The organism is Halomonas sp. C10-5 (assembly GCF_057169305.1).
The window spans coordinates 1,736,476-1,762,901 of the sequence record NZ_CP175665.1; the positions used below are offsets into that span (position 1 = coordinate 1,736,476).

Genomic DNA, 26,426 nt, shown 5'->3' on the forward strand with positions numbered 1-26,426 from the left:
CACCCGGCAGGCTGCGCGGATACACTTGCCCTCGGCCAAGCGCCACCTACCCGTCGCGGAGCCCGTGAATGCCCAACCCCCGTGTCCCTGTTGCCTGGCGACGCTCATGCCTCGCCCTCTGCCTGCCGGTCCTCCTGGCGCTGATGCCCGCCCAGACCTGGGCAGAGGAGAGCCTCGAAGCCCCTCCCGCACCGCTGACCCTGGATGGCGATGTCATGGTGCCCGACCTCGATGCGACACCAGAGCAGGCAACTGCGCCACCTGAGGTAATCGAGGTCGAAGTGCCACCTGTCAGCGACGAGAGATCGGCCGATGAGCCCGACCTGCCGGTTCCCAGCGTCACCCACGCGCCTCCCGAACCGTTGGCGCCTCCGCCGCTGGAGTCCCTGACGGTCATGCTCGACTGGTATCCCAGCCTGCATCATGCCGCCCTGATCCTGGCGGCGGGCAACGGCCTGCCCCAGCGCGAGGGACTGGAGCTGGAACTCAGGACCCCGGCCGACCCCGGCGCCCCGCTGCGCCTCCTGGATGCCAACCTCGTCGACCTGGCACTCACCCATCAGCTGCAGCTGCACCTGCAGGTCGCGCGCGGCAAGTCTGCTGTTCGCGTGGCGACCCTGGCGGATACCCCGCTGGCCGGCGTGGTGATCCGCGAATCCACCGGCGTCGAGGGACCGGCGGACCTCGCCGGACTCACCCTGGGACACGCAACCGAGGAGGGCCGTGAGCTCCTGCTGCCTGCCCTGATCGCCCCCCACGGCATCGCCCGCGACGAGGTCACCCTGGTGGAGACCGGTTTCCCCCTGGCCACCGCCCTGACCGAGCAGTCGCTGGATGGCCTGGTAACGCCTCTGCGCCTGACACTGCCACGCCAGCTGGCCGATCGCGGCGTATCGACCCGCCTGCTCAACGTCGAGGAGCACGGCATTCCGCTTCACGACGGGCTGATACTCGTGGCGAATCGCGACCGCCTGTCCCGCCTCCGGGAACCCATCATCGAACTCGTCGATATCCTGCGCGACACGACACTCTGGATGATCGAGCACCCCGAGGCGGCATGGGAAACCCTGGTCGAACTGGAGCCGACCCTCGATACTGCCGCCAACCGTGACGCCTGGAGTGCCACCCTGATGCGCCTGAGCGCCCAGCCGGCGGCACTGGACAGCAGGCGCTATCGCCAGGTTGAGGCCTACCTGCATGAAAACGGGCTGATCGAAACGATCAGCCCGCTGGAGCGGTTGGCGGTGGACCCCGGCGCCGAGTAAGGGTCAGTCGGCGGTCGGCTCCACCTCCGCCAGGAAGGCATCGATCGACTCCCGGAAGGCGTCGGGCTTCTCGGCATGCAGCCAGTGACCCGCCTCCAGGGTCACCAGTCGCGTCTCCGGCAATACCGCTCGCAGCGCCGGCAGGTGCTCATCGGCGATATAGTGTGAGGCGCTGCCCCGCAGCACCAGGGTCGGCCCGGCGAAGGGCTCGCTGCCGGCCGGCTCCCCCATGATCGACTCGTAGTCATCCTGGATCTCGTCCAGCCCCAGCCGCAGGGCAAGCCCTTCTCCCTCCCCACGCACCAGGTTGGTGGCCAGGAACAGTCGCACGGCCTTTTCGCTCACGTGCTCGGCGAGCAACGCATCGGCCTCGCGGCGATTGGCCGGGCGGCCCTCCACCACCCGACGCAGTCCGGCGAACACGCTATCGTGGTCATGGCCATAGGCCACCGGCGCGATATCGCCGACGATCAGCGATGTGACTCGCTCCGGCGCCAGGCGCGCCAGGGAGATCGCCACCTTGCCGCCCATGGAGTGGCCGAGCAGATGGGCTCGCGATATCGACAGGCGGTCGAGCAGCGCCAGCACATCCCCGGCCATCTCCGCATAGCCCATGCCCGCGACATGCGGAGAACGGCCATGGTTACGCAGGTCCACCGCCACCACCCGGCGGCTCGTCTCCCACGCCTTGATATGCGAGCGCCAGTTATCGGCGCTGCCGAACAGGCCATGGATCACCACCAGCGGCGTGCCATCGCCGCCGGTATCCAGGTAATTGAGCTCGATCGACATGGGGTTGTCCTCGTCCAGGGGTGTCGGTTGGGATTCAGTAGCGAGCGCGCGCCACCTCGGGAGCCACATCGTCGCTACCGGTGACGGCCACCAGGCGGCGACTCAGCCAGGCCAGCAGCACCCCGTAGAGGGGCAGGAAGAACAGCAGGCTGATGATCAGCTTGCTGACATAGTCCACCGTGGCGATCTCCAGCCAGTTGGCCGCCATGAAGGCGTCGGGGCTGTTGTGGAAGGCGATCGAGAAGAAGGCGAAGGTATCGGCCAGGTTGCCCACCACCGTGGAGATCGCCGGCGCCACCCACCAGGCCCGGAGGCGGCGCAGACGGTCGAAGACGTGCACGTCGAGCAGCTGACCCAGCACATAGGCCATGAAACTGGCCACGGCGATGCGGGCGACGAACAGGTTCCACTCCCCCAGGGCCTCCACCCCGACGAAGCTGCCCCGCGGAAACACCACCGAGATGACATAGGAGATCACCAGTGCCGGCAGCATCACCCGCATGATGATGGCCCGAGCCGGTCCCTTGCCGAACAGGCGCACGGTCAGGTCGGTGGCCAGGAAGATGAAGGGAAAGCTGAAGGCGCCCCAGGTGGTATGGTAGCCGAACAGCGTGAAGGGCAACTGCACCAGGTAGTTGCTGGCGGCAATCACGGCGATATGGAAGGTGACGAGCAGCGCCAGGCAGCGGCGATACTGGGAGTCGGAAAGCACGAACATCTCGGGTCCTTTTTTGGTGGAGGGGTGAGGGAACCCTCTTGCAGGAAGGCGCCGGCATCTGCCGGCGCGGGCACATTATACGGGTTGGCTTGCCCGCTGGCCATGCGCGCCCTTCCCTCCCAACGCAGCACGCCGCCCCGGGGGCGGCGTGCGTTGTCGCTGGATGGCTCGCGGATCAGACCTGACGGGCATCGTGCGCGGCACCGACCTCCCGCGACTTCATGGCGTCGTGGATCTCCTCGAGGCTCGCCGGATCATCGATGGTCGAGGGGATGGCGAACTCCTTGCCGTCGGCGATATTGCGCAGCAGCTTGCGCAGGATCTTGCCGGAGCGGGTCTTGGGCAGGCGATCCACCACCAGCACCTGCTTGAAACAGGCGATCGGACCGATCTTCTCGCGCACCAGGGCGATCAGCTCCTCCTCGAGCTCCACCTCGCGGCCGGTGAAACCGTCCTTGGGAATCACCAGGCCCACCGGCAGCTGCCCCTTGAGCGCATCGTGGATACCGATCACGGTGCACTCGGCAACGGCGGGGTGCGCGCCAACGACCTCCTCCATCTCGCCAGTGGAGAGACGATGGCCGGCAACGTTGATGACATCATCGGTGCGCCCCATGATGAACAGGTAGCCATCCTCGTCGATATAACCACCGTCCCCGGTCAGGTAGTAGCCCGGGAAGGCTGCCATATAGGCCGCATGGAAGCGCTGGGGGTCGCCCCACACGCCGGTCAGGCAGCCCGGCGGCATGGGCTGCTTGATCACCACGCTACCCTGCTCCATGGGCGCGACCTGCTCGCCCTCACGATCGAGGATCTGCACGTCGAAGCCCGGCACCGGCACGGTGGCACTGCCCGCCTTGGTGGGCATCGGCTCCAGGCCGTGCAGGTTGGCGGCGATCGGCCAACCAGTCTCGGTCTGCCACCAGTGGTCGATCACCGGCACGTCGAGCAGGTCATCCAGCCAGTGGAAGGTGGGCGGGTCGAGACGCTCGCCGGCCAGGAACAGCGCCTTGAGGCTGGAAATGTCGTACTCGGCCAGCAGCTTGCCGTCCGGGTCCTCCTTCTTGATGGCGCGGAAGGCGGTCGGCGCGGTGAAGAAGCTCTTGACTCGATACTCCTCGATCAACCGCCAGAAGGCGCCGGCATCCGGTGTCTTCACCGGCTTGCCCTCGTAGACCACGCTGGTGGCCCCACGCAGCAGCGGTGCATAGACGATATAGGAGTGGCCGACCACCCAGCCCACGTCCGAGGCGGAGAAGAACACCTCGCCCGGGGCCACGTCGTAGATCACGTCCATGGAGTAGGCCAGCGCCACCGCATAACCGCCGGTGTCGCGGACCACGCCCTTGGGCTTGCCGGTGGTGCCTGAGGTGTAGAGCACGTAGAGCGGATCGGTACCCTTCACCGCCACGCAGTCGGCGGGAGTGGCCTGCTCCACCAGGGTCGCCCAGTCGTGGTCGCGCTCCCCCAGGTCGGCGATATGCTGTTCGCGCTGGAAGATCACGCAGGCGTCTGGCTTGTGTTCGCTCTGCTCGATGGCCGCATCGATGATCGGCTTGTAGGGCAGTACCTTGTTGACCTCGACACCGCAGGAGGCCGCCACCACGACCTTGGGTGCGGCATCCTCGATACGTACGGCCAGCTCATGGGGAGCGAAGCCACCGAACACCACCGAGTGCACGGCACCCAGCCTGGCACAGGCATACATGGCCACCAGCGCCTCGGGCACCATGGGCATGTAGATCACCACCCGATCACCCTTCTCGACGCCCAGGTCCCTGAGCGCGCCGGCGAAGGCTGCCACCTGGTCACGCATCTCGCGATAGGTCAGGGTGCGCTTGCTGTCGGTCACCGGGGAGTCCCACAGCAGGGCCGGCTGGTCACCGCGCCCCTGCTCGACGTGATGATCGAGGGCGGCATAGGCGATATTCAGCTCACCGTCACCATACCAGCGCGCATGATTGGCCTCGTCATAGTCGAGGATCCGCTGAGGTTCCTTGAACCAGGGAATGCGTCGGGCCTGCTCGGCCCAGAAGGTCTCGGGTTGCTCGATCGAACGGCGGAATTCGTTGGCGTAGGTGCTCATGGCGTTCCTGTCACGGTCAGTGCGGATGATTGTTGACACTGTAAAGCACAAACCCCGAAACACCCTCATACGATAGGCTAATTTTCGACGAAAGGTGCAAGGCCTGAAGCTTTATTGTCAACAACGGGTGCAATAACGACTCGCGAAAGAGGTCAATTCAACGCGCACGCTTGGCGGGGACTAGGCTATGCTTGAGTAAACCCCAATATACGGTCACGGTGCGCCATCGTGTGCGACTCGACCTTTCCACTCACGCGTAGCGCGGGGACACGCCATGCACACTCCCAGCCACGAGGCAGAAAGACTCATCGAAGGGGGCAGCGGCGCCATCGATCGCGCCACGGCCCTGCTCAAGGCCATGGCCAACGACAACCGACTGCGTATCCTCTGCCTGCTCGACGGGGGCGAGATGTCGGTGACCGAACTCAATGCACAACTGACCCTCAGTCAGTCGGCCCTCTCACAACATCTCGCGATCCTGCGCCGGGAGGAGCTGGTCACCACACGGCGCAGTTCCCAGACCATCTACTACTCGCTGCAGGGGGATAGTGCCAGGGCGATCATCGCCACCCTGGTCAATCTAGGCCTGGCCGAGGAGTGATTCAGCCGAGGCGCCGGCATCAATATCCGCCCTAGCGCTTATGCCAGCGACTGGCGTCGAGCACCTCCGCGCCCCTCAGCAGCGCCCGCTCCACGCCCGCCGACACCGCCACCCCCAGGCGTTCGGCAAGCCGACGCTGTGGTTCCAGCCTGACCCGTATCACCCGGGCCTCCTGCATGCGCTCCACCAGGTAGGCCTCGCTGGTGCCCAGGGCATCGATCAGGCCCCTGTCGAGCGCCTCGCTGCCGTACCAGATCTCGCCGGTGGCGATCGCCTCGATATCCAGTGCGGGGCGACGCTTGGCCACATGGCGCTTGAACAGCTCGTGGGTCGTCTCCAGGTCGTCGAGAAACTTCTCGCGGCCCTCCTCGGTATTCTCGCCGAGCACTGTCAGGGTGCGCTTGTAGCGCCCGGCGGTAAGCACTTCGACATCGATATCGTGACGCTTGAGCAGGCGATGGACGTTTGGCACCTGGGCTACCACGCCGATCGACCCCAGCACCGCCAGCGGGGCGGCGCGGACACTGTCCGCCCCGCATGCCATCAGGTAACCGCCACTCGCAGCCACCTTGTCGACGCAGACGGTGGTGGTCAGTCCCGCCTCGCGCAGGCGATCGAGTTCCGCGGCGGCCAGGCCATAGGCGTGCACCAGGCCACCGGCGGACTCCAGGCGAACCACTACCTCGTCCCCCGACTCGGCGGCCGAGATCACCGCCGAGATTTCCTCGGCAAAGCGCCCGGTGCCGCTGGCGCGGATATCGCCATGGAAGTCGAGCAGCCAGACCGTCGTGCGGCCCCTCTCCTGATCGCCCTTCTCCGACTTGCCGGCCTTGGCGCGCCCCTTGTCCTCGCGGCGAAACGCCTTGATCAGGCGCTTGCGGGCACCCGGTTCGCTGGCCGCCAGGCGCAGTCGCCGCTTCCTGTCATCACGCCCCCGGTTGAGCTCCTCGAGCTTGAGGCGCGAGTCACTGCCCGCCTCGCTGCGTAGCCTGGCCACCACCGTGACAGCGAGTCCAACGATAACCACCAGACTCGTCAGCTGGGCCAGGAACAGTCCGAAATCCGCCAGCCAGTCTCCCATCGTCGCCTCCTCTGCGGCCTCTGGCCGCTTGCATGAGTGAGCGGCCTCACGGCCCGCTTGAATAAAACGATTGTTTGAAATACGCTCGCGGCGTCAACCCGCCCCACCAGGAGCCACCAATGAGCCAGTCCACCCTCGACACGCTGATCTCCCGATTCGACCCCCAGGCCGCCAGCGGCATGGATGACGTCTTCCAGTTCCACTTCGACGATGCCGACAGCCACTACCTGGTCATCCAGAACGGTGAGCTGAGTGTCGAGGAGGGAGAGCATGATGACCCGTCCGTCAGCCTCTCCATGAGCACCGCCACGCTCAAGGGGCTGATGACCGGCGAGGTCAACGGCATGACCGCCTTCATGACCGGCAAGTTGAAGGCCACCGGTAACGTAATGCTGGCCACCAAGCTGACCAGCCTGTTCCCCGCCGACTGACATCCCGCAGGGATCGCGAGAGGGCGCGCTGACGGCCCGCCGCGACGCCCCCTAGCGTGCCGCCACCTCGGCCAGATGGGTCTCGATGAGTGCCCGGGAGATCGAGTAGAGCGGCGGCAGCTGCGGCAGCTTGCGGGGCGAGAACCAGGCGGCATCGGCGATCTCCACGCCGTCGATACGGATCCTGCGGCTGGCCGCCTCGGCGAAGAAGCCCAGCATCAGCGAGTGGGGAAAGGGCCAGGCCTGGCTGCGGAAGTAGCGAATCCGCCCGACGCTGAGCCCCACCTCCTCGAAGATCTCGCGGCGCACGGCCTCCTCAGCCGACTCTCCCGGCTCGATGAAGCCGGCCAGGGTCGAGTAGCGCCCCGGCGGAAAACGCGGACTGCGCGCCAGCAGCAGGGCCTCGCCATGGGTCACCAGGGTGATGATGCAGGGCGAGATCCGGGGATAGTTGCGGTGCCCGCAGGCATGACAGTGCATCGCGAATTCGGCGTCGAGTCGCTCGGCCGGCGCCCCGCAACGACCGCAGAACCGATGGTTGCGCAGCCAGGCGCCCACCTGGAGGGCCGTCGACACCAGCGGGAAGCGAGACTCGGGCAAGCGCGCCAGCCAGTCGCGGGCCGTCGGCCAGTCGCTGCCGGCCTGTGCCTCGAGGGAGAGCGCCAGCGGCACATCCTGCCAGTAGCCCAGTGGCTGCATCTGCGCTGTCCAGGGCATCACCGGCTGCAGCACACCACCGTCGGGGGCCGGGGCGATGCGCCCCTCGGCCAGCCGAATGACATGGCCCTCCCGGGCCTCCAGGGGCAATTCACGACGCAGCATCAGTGCACGATCCCCTCGATGCTGTCCCACAGGCACTCGCCCGCCGCCTCGCGGATTCGCGCCAGTTTCTGGCGATGGGCGGCGAGCTCTTCATCACTGGGAGCCGATACCCTCAGCTGCCCCGCCGGAAGCGATACCGGACGCCGCTGGATCCCCATGCGGCTGCCGCCCTCCGCGCCCATGGAGGAGTCGAGCAGCAGCGCGGTCTGGCCGCCGGTCATCGCCAGGTAGACCTCGGCCAGGATCTCGGCATCGAGCAGGGCGCCGTGGAGGACACGGTGGCCATTGTCGATCTCGTAGCGCTTGCACAGCGCATCCAGGCTGTTGCGCTGGCCGGGATGCTTGTCCCGCGCCATCTGCAGGGTATCGAGGATGCCGCAGTGCTCGGCCACCGGCCCCAGGCGCGACTCGCCCCGTGTGCCGTTGAGCATCGACAGCTCATGGTCGATGAAGCCCACGTCGAAGGGCGCGTTGTGGATCACCAGCTCGGCACCTTCGATGAAGGCCCAGAACTCATCGACGATCTCGGCAAAGAGCGGCTCATCGGCGACCCGCTCGTTGGTGATACCGTGCACCGAGATCGCCTCTGCCTCGATCTCCCGCTCGGGATTGATGAACTGATGATAGGTACGCCCGGTGAGCCGGCGGTTGACCATCTCCACCGCGCCGATCTCGATCAGCCGGTGGCCCTCCCGGGGATCGATCCCCGTGGTTTCTGTATCAAGCACTATTTGCCGCATCGTTACTCTCTCACGCCTGCTGTCGGTGACTGTCGATGGCCTCGTTGGCCAGTGCGTCGGCGCGCTCGTTGCCCGGATGGCCGCTGTGCCCCTTGACCCAGTGCCACTCGATCCGGTGGCGATGGGTCTCCTCGAGTAGCTCCTTCCACAGCTCGGCATTCTTGACCGGTTGGCGACCCGCGGTCTTCCAGCCCCGCTTGAGCCAGTTGTGGACCCACTCGGTGATGCCACGGCGCAGGTACTCAGAGTCGGTCCACAGCGCCACGCGACACGGCCGCTTCAGCTCGCGCAGCGCCATTATCGCCGCCATCAGCTCCATGCGGTTATTGGTGGTGCGCGCCTCGTAACCGTTCAACGGCTTCTCGTGGGGCCCACTGATCAAGAGTGCACCCCAGCCGCCGGGACCGGGATTGCCGCGGCAGGCACCGTCGGTATAGATGGTGACCGACGGGAGTTCGCCGGCGTCTGACTCACTCAACCTCTCTCTTCCTTCTCTCTTGGGCCGCACCAGGATCGGGCTTGAGCCGGGCGGCGCCAAACGCCGAACCGCCCACGGGAGCGGCAAAGCGCAGGCGGCTGCCATGGGGCTGAACGAGTTGGGGACGACGGCACGCCTGGATCATGTAGCTATCGCCCAGCGGCAGGTTGTGGCGCCGGCCCAGCGTCTCGAACAGGGCATTGCGGGGTGACCGGCCGGGCAGGTGGAAAGCGCAGTAGTCTACCCGCTCGATCTCGAAGTCGACAAACGCCAGCCAGTCGCGCAGGCGGCCCGGCGCACGCCACTGGCCCCGCCAGGGCATCACCCGTCGCCGCGCCGGCAACAGTCGCCCCATGCCTCCCGCGGAGATCGGCATCCAACCGAAGAGGATGAGACGTCCCTCGTCGGCGGTCACACGCGCTGCCTCCTGCAGCATATGGTGCGGATCCGGAGCAATCTCCAGCAGGTGATGCACCACCACCAGGCTGAGGCTTTCATCGGGGAGAGGCAGCGCATCGGGGGAGCAGACCAGGGTCGAGGGCCCCTGCGCCAGCTCGCGGGTGGGGGCCCAGCGCAGCGCATGGCGAACCGGGCACATGTCGGCCAGCAGGCCAGCGAACCCAAGCTCGAGGCTATGCACGCCGAAGAGCCGCTCACAGGCCGGTCCCAGGCAGGCTCGTTCGGCACGACGCACGGCCTCACCCGCCGGCGTGGCCCAGAACTGCTGGCCCTCGCGGAACAGCGCAGCGAGGCGCTGGGCGCTGGTCTCGGTTGACATGACCCTCCCTACTCTTCATATTGGGCGGATTTTGCGAACCGTTCATGCCCACTCAGGACACTAGGCCATGTTGAGCGTGACACCGATTCCCGCGTTTAGCGATAACTATATCTGGCTTCTGCGCCAGGACACGACCCCCGATGTGTGCGTGGTGGATCCCGGAGATGCCACCCCGGTCATCGACCTGCTCGAACGCGAGGGGCTCACGCTTTCGACCGTTCTGATCACCCATCATCACCAGGATCATACCGGCGGCCTTGGCGAACTCATCGAGCGCTACTCACCGCGGGTGATCGGGCCCGACAACCCGGCCATCACCGGGATCGACACCCCGGTGGCCGAGGGCGATGAGGTTCGCGTCATGGGGCGGCTGTTCGAGGTGATCGCGGTACCCGGGCACACCCTGGATCATATCGCCTTCTTCACCGCCGGCATCCCGCCGCTGCTGTTCGGCGGCGACGCCCTGTTCAGTGCCGGCTGCGGCCGTCTCTTCGAGGGCACCCCGCAGCAGATGCACGCCTCGCTGGAAAAGCTGACCGCCCTGCCGGACGACACCCTGGTGTTTGCCGCCCACGAATATACCCAGGCCAACCTGCGCTTTGCGCTGGCCGCCGACCCCCACAATCCGGACGTGGCACAGGCCATGGAAGAGTGCCAGCGGGCACGGGAGCTTGAGCGCCCCACCCTGCCCACCACCATGGCCCGCGAGAAACGCATCAATCCCTTCCTGCGCGTGGCAGATGCCGGCGTGCGCCAGGCCGCCTCGTCCCATGGCGACGTCGACAGCGACGAGGCGACCTTCGCCACCCTGCGCGCCTGGAAGGACAACTTCTGAACTCGATCCCTGGACGTCCCATGGCTCCGAATCGTTCGGACGGCCTCGACGCGCCTTGGAGGAACACTTCCGGATGACCTACCACACCACCCGCCGCAGGCTATTCGCCTTCGCCAGCAGCGCCGCCCTGCTGGGCGCCCTGATGACCGCCGGCGCCCACAGCCAGGCCGCCACACTCGAGCGCTCCGCCGGCACCGCACAGCACGGCGCGATTCAGCCCGCCCCCGGCGACATGACCCAGCACTTCTGGGATGCCCTGGCGCTGGAGACCCGTGACGCCTGGAGCCGGTTGCGCGACAGCTTCCAGTGGCAGGACGACCTGCACGATCCGCGCGTGCAGGCCTGGATCGACCACTACCGGCAGTCTCCGCACAACATCGCCGAGATCACCGAGCGCGCGCGCCCCTGGCTGGCCTGGATCACCCAGAAGGTCGAGGAGCGCGGCCTGCCCGGCGAGATCGCCCTGATCCCCTTCATCGAAAGCTCCTTCGACCCGGCCGCACGCTCCCACCGCGGGGCCGCCGGGCTGTGGCAGTTCATGCCACGCACCGGTGACTCCCTGGGCCTCTCCCGGCAGCGCGGCTACGACGGACGCCTCGACGTGGTGGCTTCCACCTATGCGGCCCTGGACTATATCGAGTATCAGGCGGACCAGTGGTACGAGGGAGACATCGAACTCTCCCTGGCGGCCTACAATGCCGGTGCCGGCACCGTCAACAAGGCCCGTCGCCGGGCCATGGCCCAGGGCAAGGGTGGCGACTACTGGAGCCTCTCGCTGCCACGGGAGACCATGAACTACGTGCCCAAGCTCAAGGCCATCGCTGCCATCATCAATGATCCTGACGACTACCAGGTCGCCCTCCCCGAGATCGAGGACGCCCCGGCCTTCGCCAAGATCCCCGTGCAACGGCCTCTACGCCTGGATGAGGCGGCCCGCCTCGCCGGCGTCTCCCAGGTCACCATCGCCGAGCTCAACCCGGGAGTCACCGGTGGCGCCATCCATCCCGGCAAGGATCGGGTACTACTGGTGCCCAGCGAGCGAGCCGACGCAATGATGGCCCGCCTGGCATCGCCCGCTTCGGCCGTGGCAAGCGCCGCGCCCGGCGACGACCGCTACGTGGTTCGCCGCGGCGATACCCTGGCCGACATCGCCGCCCGCCAGGGCATCAGCGTCGCCGAGCTGCGCCAGGCCAACGGCATAAACGGCAACATGATCCAACCCGGACAGGCGCTCGAGCTGCCGACACGTAGCCTCGCCTCGCGTTGAGGACCCTGCGGGGCCATGGGTGGCCCCGCCGCGCAGCAGGCGGGTATTGTCTTTCGTGCCCGGGGCTGACACCTTAAGTGGCCATGCCTAGTGGGTAAGACGCCGGCACCGGCCGGCGTCCCTGTCGACACGGGATGTCAGAATGCCAATACCTTCATGCCGGCCCGCTGCCGCCTCGCCTTTCGTTCGGCCCGCTGCCGCCTCGTTATTTGCCCTGCTCGCCCTTGTGGTCCCGCTGAGTGCCGTCCAGGCCTCGTCGGATGCCGACGACGTGCCCACCGTGCACGGCCTAGCGCTGTATGGCGAACCCGAGCTTCCCGCCGGCTTCGAGCACTTCCCCTACGTCAACCCCGAGGCACCCAAGGGCGGCACCTTGACTCAGGCGGCAGTGGGGGGCAGCTTCGACTCCACCAACCCCTTCATCATACGCGGCACACCCGCCGCCGGGGTCTCGCGCATCTACGACACCCTGCTCGAGGGCAATCCCGACGAGCCCTTCACGCTCTACGGCCTGCTGGCCGAGGGCATCCGGCTGGACCCCGAACGCGAGTGGATCGAGTTCGACCTGCGGCCCGAGGCGCGTTTCCATGACGGCGAGCCGGTCACCGCCGAGGACGTGGTCTTCAGCTTCAGCCTGCTGACCGAGCAGGGTAACCCCTTCTACGGCGCCTACTACGCCGATGTGGAGAGTGTCACCGCCCTGGACGCGGACACGGTGCGTTTCGATTTCGCCTCCAGCCACTCCCGGGAGCTGCCGCTGATCGTCGGTCAGTTGCCGGTGCTGCCGAAGCACTACTGGGAAGGGCGCGACTTCACCTCCCCGACCCTCGATGCCCACCCCGGCTCCGGTCCCTACCGCATCGCCGAGGTCGACCCGGGCCGGCGCATCGTCTATGCACGGGTGGAGGAGTACTGGGGGCGCGAGCTGGCGGTAAAGCGCGGACGCCACAATATCGACCGACTGATCTACGACTACTACCGCGACCGCGATATCGCCTGGGAGGCGTTCAAGGCGGGCATCCTCGACTACCGCGTCGATGCGCGCGCCGCCACCTGGGCCATCGGCTACGACTTCCCGGCCTTCGAGGAGGGCCTGGTCAGGAAGCTCAGCGTGCCCGACGGCCAACCCGCGAGGATGCAGGCCTTCGTCTTCAATCTGCGCCAGGAGACGTTCCAGGACCCGAGGGTCCGCGAGGCCCTGGCGCTGACCTTCGACTTCCCGTGGCTCAACGCCAACATCTTCTACGACGCCTACCGGCGTACCGAGAGCTTCTTCCAGAACTCCGAGATGGCCGCCGAGGGGCTGCCCAGCACCGCCGAGCTCGAGGTGCTCGAGCCCTGGCGCGACCAGCTGCCCGACGACGTGTTCAGCGAACCGCTGCCCATGGATCATCCCGAGACGTTGCGCGAGCGGCTGCGCCTGGCCCTGGAACTGCTGCGCGACGCGGGCTTTGAAGTGCGCGACGGCGGCCTTGTCAACGCCGAGACAGGGCGGCCGCTGGAGCTCGAGGTGCTGCTCTACGATACCGGCATGGAGCGGGTGGTCCAGCCGATGGTGCGCAACATGGCGCGCCTGGGCATCCGCGGCACCATCCGCATCGTCGACATCAACCAGTACCTGAACCGGCTGCGAAGCTTCGACTTCGACCTGGTGGTCGGCCAGTTCCCGCAATCCAACAACCCCGGCAACGAACAGCGCGAGTTCTGGACCAGCGAATATGCCGAGGTCCCCCAGAGCCGCAACCTGATGGGCCTGGCCGACCCGGTGGTAGACGACCTGGTCGAGCAACTGATCCGCGCCGACAGCCGCGAGACGCTCAACACCCTGGCCCGCGCCCTGGACCGCGTGCTGCGCCATCGCTTCATCGTCATCCCACACTATCACTCCGGCGAGACGCGGCTCGCGGTATGGGACAAGTTCGGCTGGCCGGAACCATCCCCCGAATACGGCATGGACCTCGAGGCCTGGTGGGTGGACCCCGAACGCGCGGCGACCATCGAACGCCGACAGCAGGGAGGCTAGGGGCATGTCGACCCGTGACAACCGCAACCGGGGAGGAGCGCGAACGTGAGCCGCTATGTCCTGCGTCGCCTGCTGCTGATGATCCCCACCCTGCTGGGCATCATGCTGCTCAACTTCATCATCGTGCAGGCCGCCCCCGGCGGGCCCATAGACCAGATGCTGGCCCGCTTCGAAGGTGTCGACAGCATGTCCAGCACGCGCCTCGATACCGGCGGCGGCGAGGTGGTGGTTCAGGACGAGTCCCGTGGCGCCAGGGGCATCGACCCGCGCTTCATCGAGCAGCTCGAGGTCCAGTTCGGATTCGACCAGCCGGCCCACGAGCGCTTCCTGGGCATGCTGGCCGACTATGCCACCTTCGACTTCGGGGTGAGCTTCTTCCGCGACCGACCGGTGATCGAGCTGATGATCGAACGCCTGCCGGTGTCGGTCTCGCTGGGGCTATGGACCACCCTGCTGGTCTACCTGATCTCCATCCCGCTGGGCATCCGCAAGGCTCTGCGCCATGGCTCACGCTTCGACGTCTGGACCTCGGGGCTGGTGATCGTCGGCTACGCCATTCCCGGCTTCCTGTTCGCTATCCTGCTGATCGTGCTGTTCGCCGGCGGCAGCTACTGGGACCTCTTCCCTCTGCGCGGGCTCACCTCGCCGAACTTCGACGATCTCTCGGCCTGGGGCAAGGTAAAGGACTACGTCTGGCACATCACCCTGCCGGTGATCGCCATGACCATCGGCAGCTTCGCCACCCTGACCATGCTGACCAAGAACAGCTTCCTGGACGAGATCCACAAGCAGTACGTGCTCACCGCAAGGGCCAAGGGCGCCAGCGACCAGCGCGTGCTCTACGGGCATGTCTTTCGCAACGCCATGCTGATCATCATCGCCGGCCTGCCCGGCGCGCTGGTGTCGATCTTCTTCACCGGGTCACTGCTGATCGAGGTGATCTTCTCGCTTGAGGGGCTCGGCCTGCTCGGCTTCGAGGCAGTGATGCAGCGTGACTACCCGGTGATCTTCGGCACCCTCTACCTGTATACGTTGATCGGCCTGCTGCTCAAGCTGGTCTCCGACCTCACCTATGTGTGGGTCGATCCACGCATCGACTTCGAGACACGGGGATCCTGAGCCGATGGCCGCTAGCTTTCTCACCACCCTGGCGGGACGCTTCTCGCCGATCACCCGGCGCCGCTTCGGCGTGTTCCGCGCCAATCGCCGCGCCTGGGTCTCGCTGTGGGTGTTCCTGGCGCTCTTCGTGGTCAGCCTCGCCGCCGAGCTGATCGCCAACGACAAGCCGCTGGTGATGCACTACGACGGCCAGTGGTACGTGCCGCTGCTGGTCGACTACCCGGAGACCGAGTTCGGCGGTTTCCTGCCAACCACCACCGACTATCACGACCCCTTCGTGCGCGCCCAAATCAAGGAACATGGCTGGGCGCTGTGGCCACCGGTGCCTTTTTCCTACCAGACCCTGGACATGCAGATGATGCGCCCCTCCCCGGCGCCCCCCGATGGGCGGCACTGGCTGGGCACCGACGACCAGGGTCGCGATGTGCTGGCCCGGGTAATCTACGGCTTCCGCCTGTCGGTGGCCTTCGCCCTGGTACTCACCGCCGGCTCGCTGGCTCTGGGTGTGCTGGTCGGCGGCATCCAGGGCTATTTCGGTGGCAAGACCGACCTGATCGGCCAGCGCTTCACCGAGATCTGGCAGGGGCTGCCGGTGCTCTTCCTGCTGATCATCCTGGCCAGCTTCGTGCAGCCCGGCTTCTGGTGGCTGCTGGGGATCATGCTGCTGTTCTCATGGCTGGGCCTGGTCGACGTGGTGCGCGCTGAGTTCCTGCGCGCCCGCAACCTGGAGTACGTGCGCGCCGCGCGCGCCATGGGCCTGACCCCGCGGCTGATCATGTGGCGCCATGTGCTGCCCAACGCCATGGTCGCCACCCTGACCTTCATCCCCTTCCTGTTTACCGGCGCCATCACTACCCTCACCGCGCTGGACTTCCTGGGCTTCGGTCTGCCGCCGGGCTCGCCGTCACTGGGTGAACTGGTGGCCCAGGGCAAGAACAACCTGCATGCCCCCTGGCTCGGCATCACCGCCTTCGTCAGCCTGTCGCTGATGCTGTCGCTGCTGGTGTTCATCGGCGAGGGGCTGCGCGACGCCTTCGACCCTCGCCATATCCAACACCCTGCCCCGGCCCCGGCCGTCGAGAGGAGTCCCGCCGATGCCTGATCTGCTGCGTCTCGAGGAGTTCTCCATCGCCTTCGACGGCGTCACCGTGGTCGACCGCCTGAACCTCATCGTCGGGCGCGGCGAGACCCTGGCATTGGTGGGCGAGTCCGGCTCCGGCAAGTCGGTGTCGGCGCTGGGCGCCATGAACCTGCTGCCGGGCAATGCCAGCGTCAGCGGCGGGCGATGGCTGGGTGATACCGACCTGGCGCGCCTGCGCCACCGCGACTGGCAGGGCCTGCGTGGTGGCCGGGTGGGCTTCGTGTTCCAGGAGCCGATGACCTCGCTCAACCCCCTGCATACCGTGGGCAAGCAGATCGGCGAGACCCTGCGCCTGCACCAGGGACTCTCCGGACGTGCGGCACGCACCCGGGTCATCGAGCTGCTGGCCCAGGTCAAGCTGCCTCGCGCCGAAGAGCTGGTCGACGCCTGGCCGCACCAGCTCTCCGGCGGCCAGCGTCAGCGAGTGATGATCGCCATGGCCATCGCCAACGACCCGGAGCTGCTGATCGCCGACGAGCCGACCACGGCGCTGGATGTCACCGTGCAGCAGGAGATCCTCGCCCTGCTCGCCGAGCTGCGCGACCACCACGGCATGGGCATGCTGTTCATCACCCACGACCTCAACCTGGTGCGCCGCCACGCCGACCGGGTCTGCGTGCTCTACCAGGGCCGCGAGCAGGAGACGGGGCCGGTGGAGCGTGTGTTCGCCTCACCCCAGAGCGCCTACACCCGCACCCTGCTGGAGGCCGAGCCCGAGGGGCGCCCCGAGCCGGTCAGCTCGACGCAACAACCTCTGCTGCGCGCCGAACGCCTGGGCGTGCGCTTCCAGCGCCCCAGGAAGCTCTTCATGCCGCGCCCGCCCGCCTTCGAGGCGGTCAGGCCGCTGTCGCTCACCCTGGGTCGCGGCGAGACGCTGGGCATCGTCGGCGAGTCCGGTTCCGGCAAGACCACCCTGGCCATGGCGTTGCTGCGCCTGGTGGAGAGCCACGGCGAGATCCACCTCGATGACACCCGGCTGGATACCCTCTCCGGTGGTGCCCTGCGCCGCATGCGCCAGCAGGTGCAGATCGTCTTCCAGGATCCCTATGGCTCGCTCTCACCGCGCCTGCCGGTCGCCGAGATCGTCAGCGAGGGGCTGCGCTTTCACCACCCGGAACTCGCCGAGAGCGAGGTGCGCCGCCGGGTGGCCGACACCCTGCGCGAGGTGGGCCTGCCGGCCGACTGCGCCGACCGCTACCCCCACGAGTTCTCCGGTGGCCAGCGTCAGCGCATCGCCGTGGCCAGGGCGATCATCCTCGAACCCGCCCTGCTGGTGCTCGACGAGCCCACCTCGGCGCTGGACCGCACCGTCCAGAAGCAGCTGGTAGCCCTGTTGCGCGACCTCCAGGCGCGCCGCGGCATGAGCTACCTGTTCATCAGCCATGACCTGGCGGTGGTGCGCGCCATGGCCCACCGCGTCATGGTGCTCAAGGAGGGCGAGGTGGTCGAGGCAGGCAGCTGCCGCGAGGTGCTGAAGCAACCGCGCAGCGACTACACCCGGGCACTGGTCAGGGCCGCCGGGCTGTCGGCCAGCGGATGAGGCATTTCCCCTGCAAATGAACAGGGCCGGGCCACCGGCTCTGGCCTATACTCGGCGCACCCTTGTAAACCATGGGTGTCCCATGCGCTCCCTGATCCTTGCTGTCACCGTCCTGCTGAGCCTGTTGCTATCCGAAGCGCTGCTGGCGGCCACCGCGCCGCCCAGAGACCTTGTCGGCTGGGAGTGGCGCTGGGGAGACTCTCCCCGGGATGCCTCGGGCACCCCCACCTGGCTCGATGACGCCGACAGCAGCGCGTGGCAAGCCATCGATTTCCCGTCCAATCCCCCCGGTCGTGCCGGGCAGGAGCACCTCTGGCTACGCACGGTGCTCCCCGACGGGGAGTGGCGCGACCCGGTGATCTACATCTACAGCATCGACCTGATCGCCCAGTTCTACCTGGACGGGGAGCCGCTCTACCACTACGGGGAGTTCGACGATCAGGGCCGTGGCCGCTTCGCCGGCTGGCCCTGGCACATGATCGAGCTGCCCGAAGACTTCGCCGGCAAGACGCTGCATGTCAGGGTCTTCTCCGACTACACCGACATCGGCCTGTGGGGCGAGGCGAGGGTCATGGATCGCCTGGATGTGCTGACGATGATCGTGCAGCGCTCCTGGCAGGATGTGGTGATCAGCGCCTTCTCGCTGCTCCTCGCCCTGCTCGCCGGCAGCTTCGCGCTGATCGGGGCGCAGCGTCATAGCCTGGGCGCGGTGTCCCTCTTCTCGCTGGCGGCCAGCACCATGATCCTCGCCGAAACCCAGTTCAGCCAGCTGCTCCTCGACCGCCCGCTGCTGTGGGACAGCCTGGCCGCGGCCGGCTACTTCACGCTGCCGATAGGCATGGGGTTGCTGCTCACGCACTGGCTGGAGGGGACACCGCAACGCTGCATGGGGGTGCTATGGCGCCTGCATCTGGCCTACCTGCTCGGCGCACTGGCGCTCAGCCAGCTGGGCCTGGTGACCGTGGCCAGCACCTTTCCGCCCTTCGACCTTATGCTGGCGATCACCCTGCCACTGATGCTGGCGCTGGCCGCCTGGCACTTGCATCGCCTGGAAGCCGAGCAGCGCTGGATCATCGGCAGTTTCGCGGTGATGGCGGGGCTGCTGTTGGCGGACATGGCGGTCGCCCATGGCCTGCTGGACTGGCGCAAGGTACCGGTCAGCCTGGGGCTGCTGGCCTTCTCGCTGGCTATCGTGGGGGTATCGCTATGGCACTACCGCCGGACCCAGCGCCAGCTGTCGCGCCTCAACCGGCACCTCGAGGAGCAGGTTCGCGAGCGGACCGCCAAGCTCGACTGCCTGGTACGCAAGCTCGAGGGCTTCTCCTACGAGGACCCGCTCACCGGGCTCAAGAATCGTCGCTACTTCGACGAACTGATGCAGCACGAGGCGAGCCGTGCCGATCGCGAGGGGTCGCCGCTCTCGCTGATCATGATCGACCTCGACCACTTCAAACAGATCAACGACCGCTATGGCCACGAGGCGGGTGACAGCGTGCTGATGGCGGTGGCCGAACTGCTCCAGGATCACTTCCGCGACGCCGACGTGGTGTGTCGCATGGGAGGCGAGGAGTTCGTCGCCCTGCTCCCCGGCGCCACGACCGAACGCGCCGAGGCCCGGGCCGGCGAGCTGGTTGAACGGGTCCGACGGCTGACCCTGCACCACGGAGACCAGGCGCTGCCGACGGTCACCCTCTCCTGCGGCGTGGCCACCTATCCCTGCCACTCCCGGGAACCCATCGCCCTGCTGGGCCTGGCCGACAAGGCGCTCTACCAGGCGAAATACCAGGGGCGCAATCGCAGCGCCACCTGGTCATCGCTCGCCGCCGAGCCCCTGCCGCCGGCCGCCGCTGGCTAGAAGGCCGCGACCTCCTCGGCGCTGAGCTCGCGCCACTCGCCCTCGGCAAGATCACCCAGCGACAGCGGGCCGATGGACTCACGGTGCAGGGCCACGACGTGATGGCCGATGGCCGCGAACATCCGCTTCACCTGATGATACTTGCCCTCGAAGAGGGTCAGCTCGGCGACGGTGGGTTCGCGCATGGCGAGCTCGGCGGGACGGGTTGGCTTCTCCTCGCCGTCGAGCAGCAGCCCCTCGGCGAAGCGGGCGATAGCGTCATCGAGGGCACTGCCCTCGAGCGGCTCGGCGAGGGTCACCCGGTAGACCTTGCCACAACGCCGCTTGGGCGAGGTGACACGATGCGACCACTGGCCATCGTCGGTGAGCAGCACCAGGCCGGTGGTGTCCACGTCCAGACGCCCCACCGTCTGCAGGCGCTCGAGCATGGGCAGCTCGATCAGGTCAATGGCCCGGGGATAGAGGGTCCGGCGCGCCGTGCACTCCACCCCGGCCGGCTTGTGCAGCATCACGTAGCGCAGCCCCACCAGGGCGAGCGGCTGGCCGTTCCAGGTCACCCGGCGGGTCTCGTCCACCTGGGTGGCCGGGTTCTTGACCACTTCACCGTCGACGCTGACCTCGCCGCGGTGCATCGCCTTCTTGGCCAGGCTGCGGGTCAGCTCGGTGGATTCACTCAGGAAACGATCGAGACGCATCAGCTGCCTACCCCATCCGCGAGACTGAAATGGTCGGCATCACGCCAGGCGGGAAACTTGTCGCGGAAGGCCCGCAGCTCGTCCAGCGAGAGGCTGGCGGTCTTGACGAAGGCGCTGCCCTCGGGCTCGTCGATCAGGGCCTCCCCCTTGGCATCGATGAGCATAGAGTCCCCGGCATAGGGCAGCCCCTTGGCATCCTCGCCGACGCGGTTGACGCCGATCACCGGACACAGGTTCTCGATGGCGCGGGCCTGCAGCAGGACACGCCAGGGGTGGCGCCGCGGCGCCGGCCAGTTGGCCACGCACAGCAGGACGTCATACTCGAAATGCTCGCCCTCGCCGGGCTGCTGACGCAGCCAGACCGGAAAGCGCAGGTCGTAGCAGACGCTGAGCAGGATACGGAAGCCCTTGAGCTCGACGATCACCCGCTCGTGCCCCATGGCATAGCGCTCGTGCTCGCCAGCCATGCGGAACAGGTGGCGCTTGTCATAGGTGGCACAGGAGCCATCCGGGCGCGCCCACACCAGACGATTGTAATAGTCGCCATTCTCGACGATCGCCACGCTGCCGGTGACCACGCAGCCGCGCTGCCAGGCCTGCTCGCGCAGCCAGGCGACGGTCGCGCTCTCGCCCAAGGGTTCGGCCATCTCACGGGAGTTCATGGTGAAGCCAGTGGCGAACATCTCCGGCAGCACGATCAGGTCGGTCTGCTCGCTGCCGAGATCGCCCAGGGTCTCCTCCAGCATCCGGCAGTTGGCCGCCGGATCCTCCCAGCGCAGGTCACACTGCACCAGGGTGGTTCTCAGCTCGCTCATCCTTCTTCCCCTCGCGGTGACGTTATTGGCGCCCAGACTACCCCAGAGTGGCGACCAGCGTCAGCCGGCAGCGTGGAACGGCGCCCAATAGCCTGCTAAGTTGGCGGATTGTTTCGCCACGAGGTTCACGATGTCTATCGCCACTCCCCCCGCCGATCGCGAGGCCCGTCAGGGCGTCATGTTCGGTCTGGCCGCCTACGGCATGTGGGGCTGCTTCCCGCTGTTCTTCGCGCTGTTCGAGGGGGTGCCCGCCTTCGAGATCCTGATTCACCGGGTGCTGTGGTCCTGCCTGTTCCTGGTCGGCCTGGTGACCCTGCTCGGGCGCTGGGCACCGATCCGCGAGGCCCTGGCCCAGCCCCGGCGCCTGGGACGGGTACTCGGCTGCGCGCTGCTGATCGCCTTCAACTGGGGGCTCTACATCTATTCGGTGGAGACCCGCCATGTGCTCCAGGCCAGTCTCGGCTACTTCATGACCCCGCTGGTCAACGTGGCACTGGGCATGCTGGTGCTGCGCGAGACCATGCACCGCCTGCAGGCGGTGGCGGTGGCGCTGGCCGCCGTGGCGATCCTCATCCAGCTGGTGCTGCTCGGCGAGCTGCCGTGGATCAGCCTGGCGCTGGCCTTCTCCTTCGGCACCTACGGCCTGCTGCGCAAGCAGGTGCCCCTGGATGGCCTCTCGGGGTTGTTCGTGGAGACCCTGCTGCTGCTGCCCCTGGGGCTGGTCGCCCTGGGCTGGCTGACCCAGGCCGACCTCTCGCACTTCCTGGGGGACACGCGGACCACTCTGCTGCTGATCGCCAGCGGGGTGATCACCGCCCTGCCGCTGCTCGCCTTCGCCGGGGCCGCCAGGCGACTTCGCCTGGCAACACTGGGCTTCCTGATGTACCTCAACCCCACCATCCAGTTCCTGATCGCCCTGCTGGTGTTCGGCGAAGCGCTATCCGGTGCGCAGCTGATCACTTTCGTGCTGATCTGGACCGGACTCGCCCTCTACTCGTGGTCGGCATGGCAAAGCCGGCCGCGTGAGGTCACGCAGCCGGCCGGGAAATAGCAAAAACCGGGACCGTGAGCGGCCCCGGGACGTCTCAAGCCTGGCTTGTCGCCAGCGCCTGATCGAGGTCCGCGATGATGTCGTCGACATGCTCGATGCCGATGGAGAGACGCACCATGTCGGCGGTCACGCCCGCCTTGACCAGTTCCTCGTCATTGAGCTGGCGGTGGGTGGTGGCGGCCGGGATCGACGAGCAGGTCTTGGCGTCGCCGATATTGACCAGGCGCAGCACCAGCCCCAGGGCATCGTAGAAGCGCGCGCCGGCCTCGCGGCCGCCCTTGATGCCGAAGCTGAGGATGCCTGAGGCGCGACCGCCCATGTACTTCTGCGCCAGGGCGTGGTCCTTGTGGTTCTCGAGGCCGGCATACTGCACCCAGGTCACGGCATCGTGGCCCTGCAGGTACTCGGCGATGCGCTGGGCATTGTCACAGATGCGTTCGATGCGCAGTCCCAGGGTCTCGAGGCCCTGCAGCAGCTGCCAGGCGGCCTGGGCGGAGAGTGCCGCCCCCATGTTGCGCAACGGAACGACCCGGGCACGCCCGATGAAGGCCGCCTCGCCCAGGTCACGGGTATAGCAGACGCCATGGTAGGAGACATCCGGCTCGTTGAGCAGCGGGAAACGCTCGGCATTGTCGGCCCAGGGAAACTTGCCGGAGTCGACGATCACCCCACCCACGGTGGTGCCATGGCCACCGATATACTTGGTGGCCGAATGGATGACGATATCGGCCCCATGCTCGATGGGTCGCCACAGGAAGGGTGTGGGCACGGTGTTGTCGACGATCACCGGCACACCGTGGCGATGGGCGACCTCGGCCAGGGCCTGCATGTCGACCACGCCGCCGGAGGGGTTGCCGACACTCTCACAGAACACCGCCTTGGTGCGCTCGTCGATCAGCCCCTCGAGGCCGGCCAGGTCATCCCTGTCGGCGAAGCGCACCTGGATGCCCTGGCGCGGCAGGGTATGGGCGAAGAGGTTGTAGGTGCCGCCGTAGAGCTCGCTGATGGAGACGATATTGTCGCCCGCCTCGGCGATGGTCTGGATGGCGTAGGTAATCGCCGCCATGCCCGAAGCCACCGCCAGGCCGGCGATGCCGCCCTCCAGCGCCGCGACCCGCTGCTCGAGCACGGCGCAGGTCGGATTCATGATCCGCGAGTAGATGTTGCCCTCGACCTTGAGGTCGAACAGGTCCGCGGCATGCTGGGCGCTATCGAAGGCAAACGAGGTGGTCTGGTGGATCGGAACCGCCACCGCGTGCTGGTCGTCGGGGGCATAGCCGTGATGGAGGGCGATGGTTTCGCGTTGCATGGCGTGTCCTTGCATGTTGTGGGGTGTTGTCGGTTTTACCTGATGCTAACCAACCCTGAACGCAAGCACTAATATCGTTTAGGCTAACGCCTTATTCCCCAAGCCGATCAGGGACAGGATGCTCAAGCGCTATCTGCCGGTACTCACCTGGCTGCCCCACTACAACCGACGCCTGCTGGGGGCCGACCTGCTGGCAGGGGTGATCGTCACCGTGATGGTGATCCCCCAGTCGCTGGCCTATGCGCTGCTCGCCGGGCTGCCCGCCGTGGTGGGGCTCTATGCCAGCCTGCTGCCGGCGGTGCTCTATGCCCTGCTTGGCACCAGTCGCACTCTGGCGATCGGCCCCGTGGCAATCATCGCGCTGATGACCGGCGCAGCGCTCTCCAATGTGGCCATGCCAGGCAGCGCCGCCTACCTGCAGGCGGCACTGGTGCTGTCGCTGCTCTCCGGTGCGATGCTGGTGGCCATGGGCCTGCTGCGCCTGGGCTTCTTCGCCAACTTCCTGAGCCACCCGGTGATCGCCGGCTTCCTCTCCTCCTCGGCGCTGTTGATCGCCATCAGCCAGACAGCCCACCTGGCGGGGATCTCGGCCAGTGGCTATAACGCCCTCGACCTGCTGACCAGCCTCGCCGGGCAGCTCCATCGGTTGCACTGGCTCACACTGGCGATAGGCCTGGGTACCCTGCTCTTCCTGGTCGTCAGCCGCCGCTATGCCACCCGCCTGCTGACGCGACTGGGGCTGGCCGCTTCCACCGCCGGCCTGGTGGCGCGCAGCGGCCCGGTGCTGGCGGTAGTTGCCACCACCCTGCTCAGCTGGCAGCTGGGACTCGCCGAGCGCGGCGTCGCCGTGGTCGGCGCCATTCCCGCCGGGCTGCCACCGCTGACCCTGCCGAGCATGGATCTCACCCTGTGGCGCGCCCTGCTGATTCCCGCCCTGCTGATCAGCGTGGTGGGCTTCGTGGAGTCGATATCCATGGCCCAAATGCTCGCCGCCAAGCGTCGCCAGCGCATCTCGCCCAACCAGGAGCTGGTCGGGCTGGGCGGCGCCAACCTGGCCGCGGCCTTCACCGCGGGCATGCCGGTGACCGGGGGGCTCTCGCGCACCGTGATCAACGACGAGGCGGGGGCCCAGACACCACTGGCCGGCCTCTTCGCCGCCCTGGGCATCGGCCTGGTGACGCTGCTGTTCACCCCGCTGCTGCACCACCTGCCCATCGCCACCCTGGCCGCCACCATCACCGTGGCGATCCTTACCCTGGTCGATATCCCGCTGATTCGCCAGACCTGGCGCTACTCGCGCAGCGACTTCTCGGCCATGGCGGTAACCATCCTGCTGACGCTGGTGGAGGGCGTCGAGGCCGGTATCATCAGCGGCGTGCTGCTCTCCATCGGGCTCTTCCTCTACCGCACCAGCCGCCCCCACAGCGCGGTGGTGGGCCGCATCCCGGATACTGAGCACTTCCGCAGCACCCAGCGCCACGAGGTCGAGACCCTGAGCAGCGTGGCCTTCCTGCGCATCGACGAGAGCCTCTATTTCGCCAATGCGCGTTACCTGGAGGACACGGTGCTGCGCATGGTGGCGCGCCAGCCGGGACTGGAACACGTGGTGCTGATCTGCTCGGCGGTCAACCTGATCGATGCCTCGGCACTGGAGAGCCTGGACGCCATCAACGAACGCCTCAGGGAGGCGGAAGTGACGCTGCACCTGGCCGAGGTCAAGGGCCCGGTAATGGACCGCCTGAAGCGCAGCGATTTTCTGGATGACCTGACGGGGCGGGTATTCCTCAGCACCTACGCGGCCTGGCAGGCACTCAAGCCGCCCCCGGCGAAGGACACCGACAGCGAGGAGTCGGACGGAGCCCGGTGAGGGATTATCGAGTGTGGCGATATTCGGCTATCATGTCAGGCACATGGACAAAATGACGACAGCATGGACTCATCGACTCTCGACACTGCGGCGACCCGCGAGAACCTCGGCATCAGCGCCTATCATCGCCTGAAGAAGGACATCATCCGCAACGTCTTCAAGCCCGGCGAGAAGCTGCTGATGAGCCGGCTGAAGGAGCGCTACGACCTGGGCGTCGGCCCCCTGCGCGAGGCGCTCTCCCAACTGGTGGCGGAGCGGCTGGTGGTGGCTATCAGCCAGCGCGGCTTCCGGGTGGCGCCGATGTCACTGGCCGAGCTCGCCGATATCTACGACGCCCGGGCCCAGGTCGAAGGCCTGCTGCTCAGGCTCGCCATCGAGCGCGGCGACGACAGCTGGGAAGCCGAGATCCTGGCTCGGGCCCACACCCTCTCCAAGGTGATGAAGGTCGACTCCACCGACGAGTTGCTCGACGTCTGGGACACACGCCACCAGGCCTTCCATACCGCCATCGTCAGTGGCTGTCGCTCGCCGCACCTGCTGCAGATCCGCGACAGCCTGTTCGACCAGGTGGAGCGCTATCGCCATCTCTGGCTGCGCGAGACGGTGCTCTCCCAGGAGGCCTTGGCGCGCAAGCATCAGGAGCACGCCGAGTTGGTCGAGGTGATCCTGGCCCGGGATACCGAGCGCGCCACCGAGATGATGCGCGAGCACCTGATGACGCCGGTGCCGATCATCACCGAGGCCATGCGTCAGCAAGGGCTGGCCTGAGGGGAAGTCCCTCTGTCAGCCGGCCAGCTTGAGGCCGACCAGCCCCACCAGGACCAGCGCCAGGCTGGCCAGGCGCAGCGGAGAGGCGCTGTCGCCGTAGATCAGGATGCCCAGCACCACGGTGCCCAGCGCCCCGATACCCACCCACACCGCATAGGCAGTGCCGACCGGCAGCGCCTTCATGGCCTGGGCCAGCAGATAGAAACTCACCAGCATGGTGGTCACGGTAAACAGGCTGGGCCACAGCCGCGTGAAGCCCTCCGAGGCCTTGAGTCCCAGTGCCCAGGCCACCTCCAGCAGCCCCGCCAGGACCAGCAGCATCCAGGCCATTCCCATGGTCGTTCATCCC

25 protein-coding genes are annotated in these 26,426 nt (G+C 67.1%); 13 read left to right on the forward strand and 12 right to left on the reverse strand.

The features are described 5' to 3' along the window. The first annotated feature begins 68 nt into the window (after positions 1 to 68). Positions 69 to 1,265 (forward strand): ABC transporter substrate-binding protein, encoded by a 1,197-nt coding sequence (locus ACJ7IV_RS08120; RefSeq protein WP_483863948.1) that lies wholly within the window; start codon positions 69 to 71, stop codon positions 1,263 to 1,265. A gap of 3 nt (positions 1,266 to 1,268) precedes the next feature. On the opposite strand, the gene ACJ7IV_RS08125 is transcribed toward ACJ7IV_RS08120, so the two are convergent. The 3 genes from ACJ7IV_RS08125 to ACJ7IV_RS08135 all read right to left on the reverse strand — a co-directional run bounded on the left by ACJ7IV_RS08125 (position 1,269) and on the right by ACJ7IV_RS08135 (position 4,861). Beyond that, on the reverse strand, positions 1,269 to 2,057 hold the full coding sequence (locus ACJ7IV_RS08125) for an alpha/beta fold hydrolase (RefSeq protein ID WP_483863949.1): 789 nt from the start codon (positions 2,055 to 2,057) through the stop codon (positions 1,269 to 1,271). Positions 2,058 to 2,091: 34 nt separating this feature from the next. After that, the gene (locus ACJ7IV_RS08130; RefSeq protein ID WP_483863950.1) at positions 2,092 to 2,775 is read right to left on the reverse strand and encodes a 7-cyano-7-deazaguanine/7-aminomethyl-7-deazaguanine transporter; all 684 of its coding nucleotides are present in this window, start codon (positions 2,773 to 2,775) and stop codon (positions 2,092 to 2,094) included. Between the two features lie 175 nt (positions 2,776 to 2,950). Next, a complete protein-coding gene (locus tag ACJ7IV_RS08135; RefSeq protein ID WP_483863951.1) occupies positions 2,951 to 4,861 on the reverse strand; it encodes a propionyl-CoA synthetase in 1,911 nt (636 codons plus the stop codon). Between the two features lie 274 nt (positions 4,862 to 5,135). On the opposite strand from ACJ7IV_RS08135, the gene ACJ7IV_RS08140 reads away from it, so the two are divergent. Next, positions 5,136 to 5,462: a metalloregulator ArsR/SmtB family transcription factor gene (locus ACJ7IV_RS08140; protein WP_213311459.1), complete on the forward strand. Its 327-nt coding sequence runs from the start codon at positions 5,136 to 5,138 to the stop codon at positions 5,460 to 5,462. A 31-nt stretch (positions 5,463 to 5,493) separates the two neighbouring features. Here ACJ7IV_RS08140 and sohB read toward each other — a convergent pair whose 3' ends face one another. Then, positions 5,494 to 6,543, reverse strand: coding sequence for a protease SohB (gene sohB, locus ACJ7IV_RS08145; protein ID WP_483863952.1), 1,050 nt, complete (start codon positions 6,541 to 6,543; stop codon positions 5,494 to 5,496). 119 nt (positions 6,544 to 6,662) lie between these two features. Here sohB and ACJ7IV_RS08150 point away from each other — a divergent pair, with 119 nt between their 5' ends. Next, positions 6,663 to 6,974 carry an SCP2 sterol-binding domain-containing protein gene (locus ACJ7IV_RS08150; protein ID WP_213311458.1) on the forward strand — a complete coding sequence of 104 codons (312 nt, stop codon included), beginning with the start codon at positions 6,663 to 6,665 and terminating at the stop codon, positions 6,972 to 6,974. A gap of 51 nt (positions 6,975 to 7,025) precedes the next feature. Here ACJ7IV_RS08150 and nudC read toward each other — a convergent pair whose 3' ends face one another. From nudC to ACJ7IV_RS08170, 4 genes are read right to left on the reverse strand one after another with little or no spacing between them, the layout of a single operon-like run. Further along, positions 7,026 to 7,796: an NAD(+) diphosphatase gene (gene nudC, locus ACJ7IV_RS08155; protein WP_483863953.1), complete on the reverse strand. Its 771-nt coding sequence runs from the start codon at positions 7,794 to 7,796 to the stop codon at positions 7,026 to 7,028. Then, on the reverse strand, positions 7,796 to 8,536 hold the full coding sequence (gene dnaQ / locus ACJ7IV_RS08160; RefSeq protein WP_483863954.1) for a DNA polymerase III subunit epsilon: 741 nt from the start codon (positions 8,534 to 8,536) through the stop codon (positions 7,796 to 7,798). Before dnaQ ends, nudC begins: the two co-directional genes overlap by 1 nt. 10 nt (positions 8,537 to 8,546) lie before the next feature. Continuing rightward, positions 8,547 to 9,014 carry a ribonuclease HI gene (gene rnhA / locus ACJ7IV_RS08165; protein ID WP_483863955.1) on the reverse strand — a complete coding sequence of 156 codons (468 nt, stop codon included), beginning with the start codon at positions 9,012 to 9,014 and terminating at the stop codon, positions 8,547 to 8,549. Continuing rightward, positions 9,007 to 9,792 carry a methyltransferase domain-containing protein gene (locus ACJ7IV_RS08170; protein ID WP_483863956.1) on the reverse strand — a complete coding sequence of 262 codons (786 nt, stop codon included), beginning with the start codon at positions 9,790 to 9,792 and terminating at the stop codon, positions 9,007 to 9,009. Before ACJ7IV_RS08170 ends, rnhA begins: the two co-directional genes overlap by 8 nt. A gap of 67 nt (positions 9,793 to 9,859) precedes the next feature. Here ACJ7IV_RS08170 and gloB point away from each other — a divergent pair, with 67 nt between their 5' ends. From gloB to ACJ7IV_RS08205, 7 genes are all read left to right on the forward strand, one after another. Continuing rightward, positions 9,860 to 10,627: a hydroxyacylglutathione hydrolase gene (gene gloB, locus ACJ7IV_RS08175; RefSeq protein ID WP_483863957.1), complete on the forward strand. Its 768-nt coding sequence runs from the start codon at positions 9,860 to 9,862 to the stop codon at positions 10,625 to 10,627. Positions 10,628 to 10,700: 73 nt separating this feature from the next. After that, positions 10,701 to 11,894 carry a transglycosylase SLT domain-containing protein gene (locus ACJ7IV_RS08180; protein WP_483863958.1) on the forward strand — a complete coding sequence of 398 codons (1,194 nt, stop codon included), beginning with the start codon at positions 10,701 to 10,703 and terminating at the stop codon, positions 11,892 to 11,894. A 142-nt stretch (positions 11,895 to 12,036) separates the two neighbouring features. Beyond that, positions 12,037 to 13,917 (forward strand): extracellular solute-binding protein, encoded by a 1,881-nt coding sequence (locus ACJ7IV_RS08185; RefSeq protein ID WP_483863959.1) that lies wholly within the window; start codon positions 12,037 to 12,039, stop codon positions 13,915 to 13,917. Positions 13,918 to 13,962: 45 nt separating this feature from the next. Continuing rightward, positions 13,963 to 15,036 carry a microcin C ABC transporter permease YejB gene (locus tag ACJ7IV_RS08190; protein WP_483863960.1) on the forward strand — a complete coding sequence of 358 codons (1,074 nt, stop codon included), beginning with the start codon at positions 13,963 to 13,965 and terminating at the stop codon, positions 15,034 to 15,036. Between the two features lie 4 nt (positions 15,037 to 15,040). Next, on the forward strand, positions 15,041 to 16,138 hold the full coding sequence (locus tag ACJ7IV_RS08195; protein ID WP_483863961.1) for an ABC transporter permease: 1,098 nt from the start codon (positions 15,041 to 15,043) through the stop codon (positions 16,136 to 16,138). Beyond that, positions 16,131 to 17,717, forward strand: coding sequence for an ABC transporter ATP-binding protein (locus ACJ7IV_RS08200; protein ID WP_483863962.1), 1,587 nt, complete (start codon positions 16,131 to 16,133; stop codon positions 17,715 to 17,717). The genes ACJ7IV_RS08195 and ACJ7IV_RS08200 overlap by 8 nt, the downstream gene beginning before the upstream one ends. 82 nt (positions 17,718 to 17,799) lie before the next feature. Further along, on the forward strand, positions 17,800 to 19,572 hold the full coding sequence (locus tag ACJ7IV_RS08205) for a GGDEF domain-containing protein (protein ID WP_483863963.1): 1,773 nt from the start codon (positions 17,800 to 17,802) through the stop codon (positions 19,570 to 19,572). On the opposite strand, the gene ACJ7IV_RS08210 is transcribed toward ACJ7IV_RS08205, so the two are convergent. Beyond that, positions 19,569 to 20,267, reverse strand: a complete 699-nt coding sequence (locus tag ACJ7IV_RS08210; RefSeq protein ID WP_483863964.1) for a pseudouridine synthase — start codon at positions 20,265 to 20,267, stop codon at positions 19,569 to 19,571. The two genes, ACJ7IV_RS08205 and ACJ7IV_RS08210, sit on opposite strands and share 4 nt — an antisense overlap. After that, on the reverse strand, positions 20,267 to 21,082 hold the full coding sequence (locus ACJ7IV_RS08215) for an amidohydrolase (RefSeq protein WP_483863965.1): 816 nt from the start codon (positions 21,080 to 21,082) through the stop codon (positions 20,267 to 20,269). The genes ACJ7IV_RS08210 and ACJ7IV_RS08215 overlap by 1 nt, the downstream gene beginning before the upstream one ends. A gap of 130 nt (positions 21,083 to 21,212) precedes the next feature. Between ACJ7IV_RS08215 and rarD the strand changes: the two genes are divergently transcribed. After that, positions 21,213 to 22,133, forward strand: a complete 921-nt coding sequence (gene rarD / locus ACJ7IV_RS08220; protein WP_483863966.1) for an EamA family transporter RarD — start codon at positions 21,213 to 21,215, stop codon at positions 22,131 to 22,133. Positions 22,134 to 22,167: 34 nt separating this feature from the next. On the opposite strand, the gene ACJ7IV_RS08225 is transcribed toward rarD, so the two are convergent. Beyond that, positions 22,168 to 23,442 (reverse strand): O-acetylhomoserine aminocarboxypropyltransferase/cysteine synthase family protein, encoded by a 1,275-nt coding sequence (locus tag ACJ7IV_RS08225; RefSeq protein WP_483863967.1) that lies wholly within the window; start codon positions 23,440 to 23,442, stop codon positions 22,168 to 22,170. Between the two features lie 118 nt (positions 23,443 to 23,560). Here ACJ7IV_RS08225 and ACJ7IV_RS08230 point away from each other — a divergent pair, with 118 nt between their 5' ends. Both ACJ7IV_RS08230 and csiR read left to right on the forward strand, forming a co-directional pair. Next, positions 23,561 to 25,309 carry a SulP family inorganic anion transporter gene (locus ACJ7IV_RS08230; RefSeq protein WP_483863968.1) on the forward strand — a complete coding sequence of 583 codons (1,749 nt, stop codon included), beginning with the start codon at positions 23,561 to 23,563 and terminating at the stop codon, positions 25,307 to 25,309. A 63-nt stretch (positions 25,310 to 25,372) separates the two neighbouring features. Continuing rightward, on the forward strand, positions 25,373 to 26,077 hold the full coding sequence (gene csiR, locus ACJ7IV_RS08235; RefSeq protein ID WP_483863969.1) for a DNA-binding transcriptional regulator CsiR: 705 nt from the start codon (positions 25,373 to 25,375) through the stop codon (positions 26,075 to 26,077). Positions 26,078 to 26,092: 15 nt separating this feature from the next. Here csiR and sugE read toward each other — a convergent pair whose 3' ends face one another. Continuing rightward, complete coding sequence (sugE, locus tag ACJ7IV_RS08240; protein ID WP_483863970.1) at positions 26,093 to 26,413, reverse strand: quaternary ammonium compound efflux SMR transporter SugE; 321 nt, start codon at positions 26,411 to 26,413, stop codon at positions 26,093 to 26,095. Positions 26,414 to 26,426: the final 13 nt, after the last annotated feature.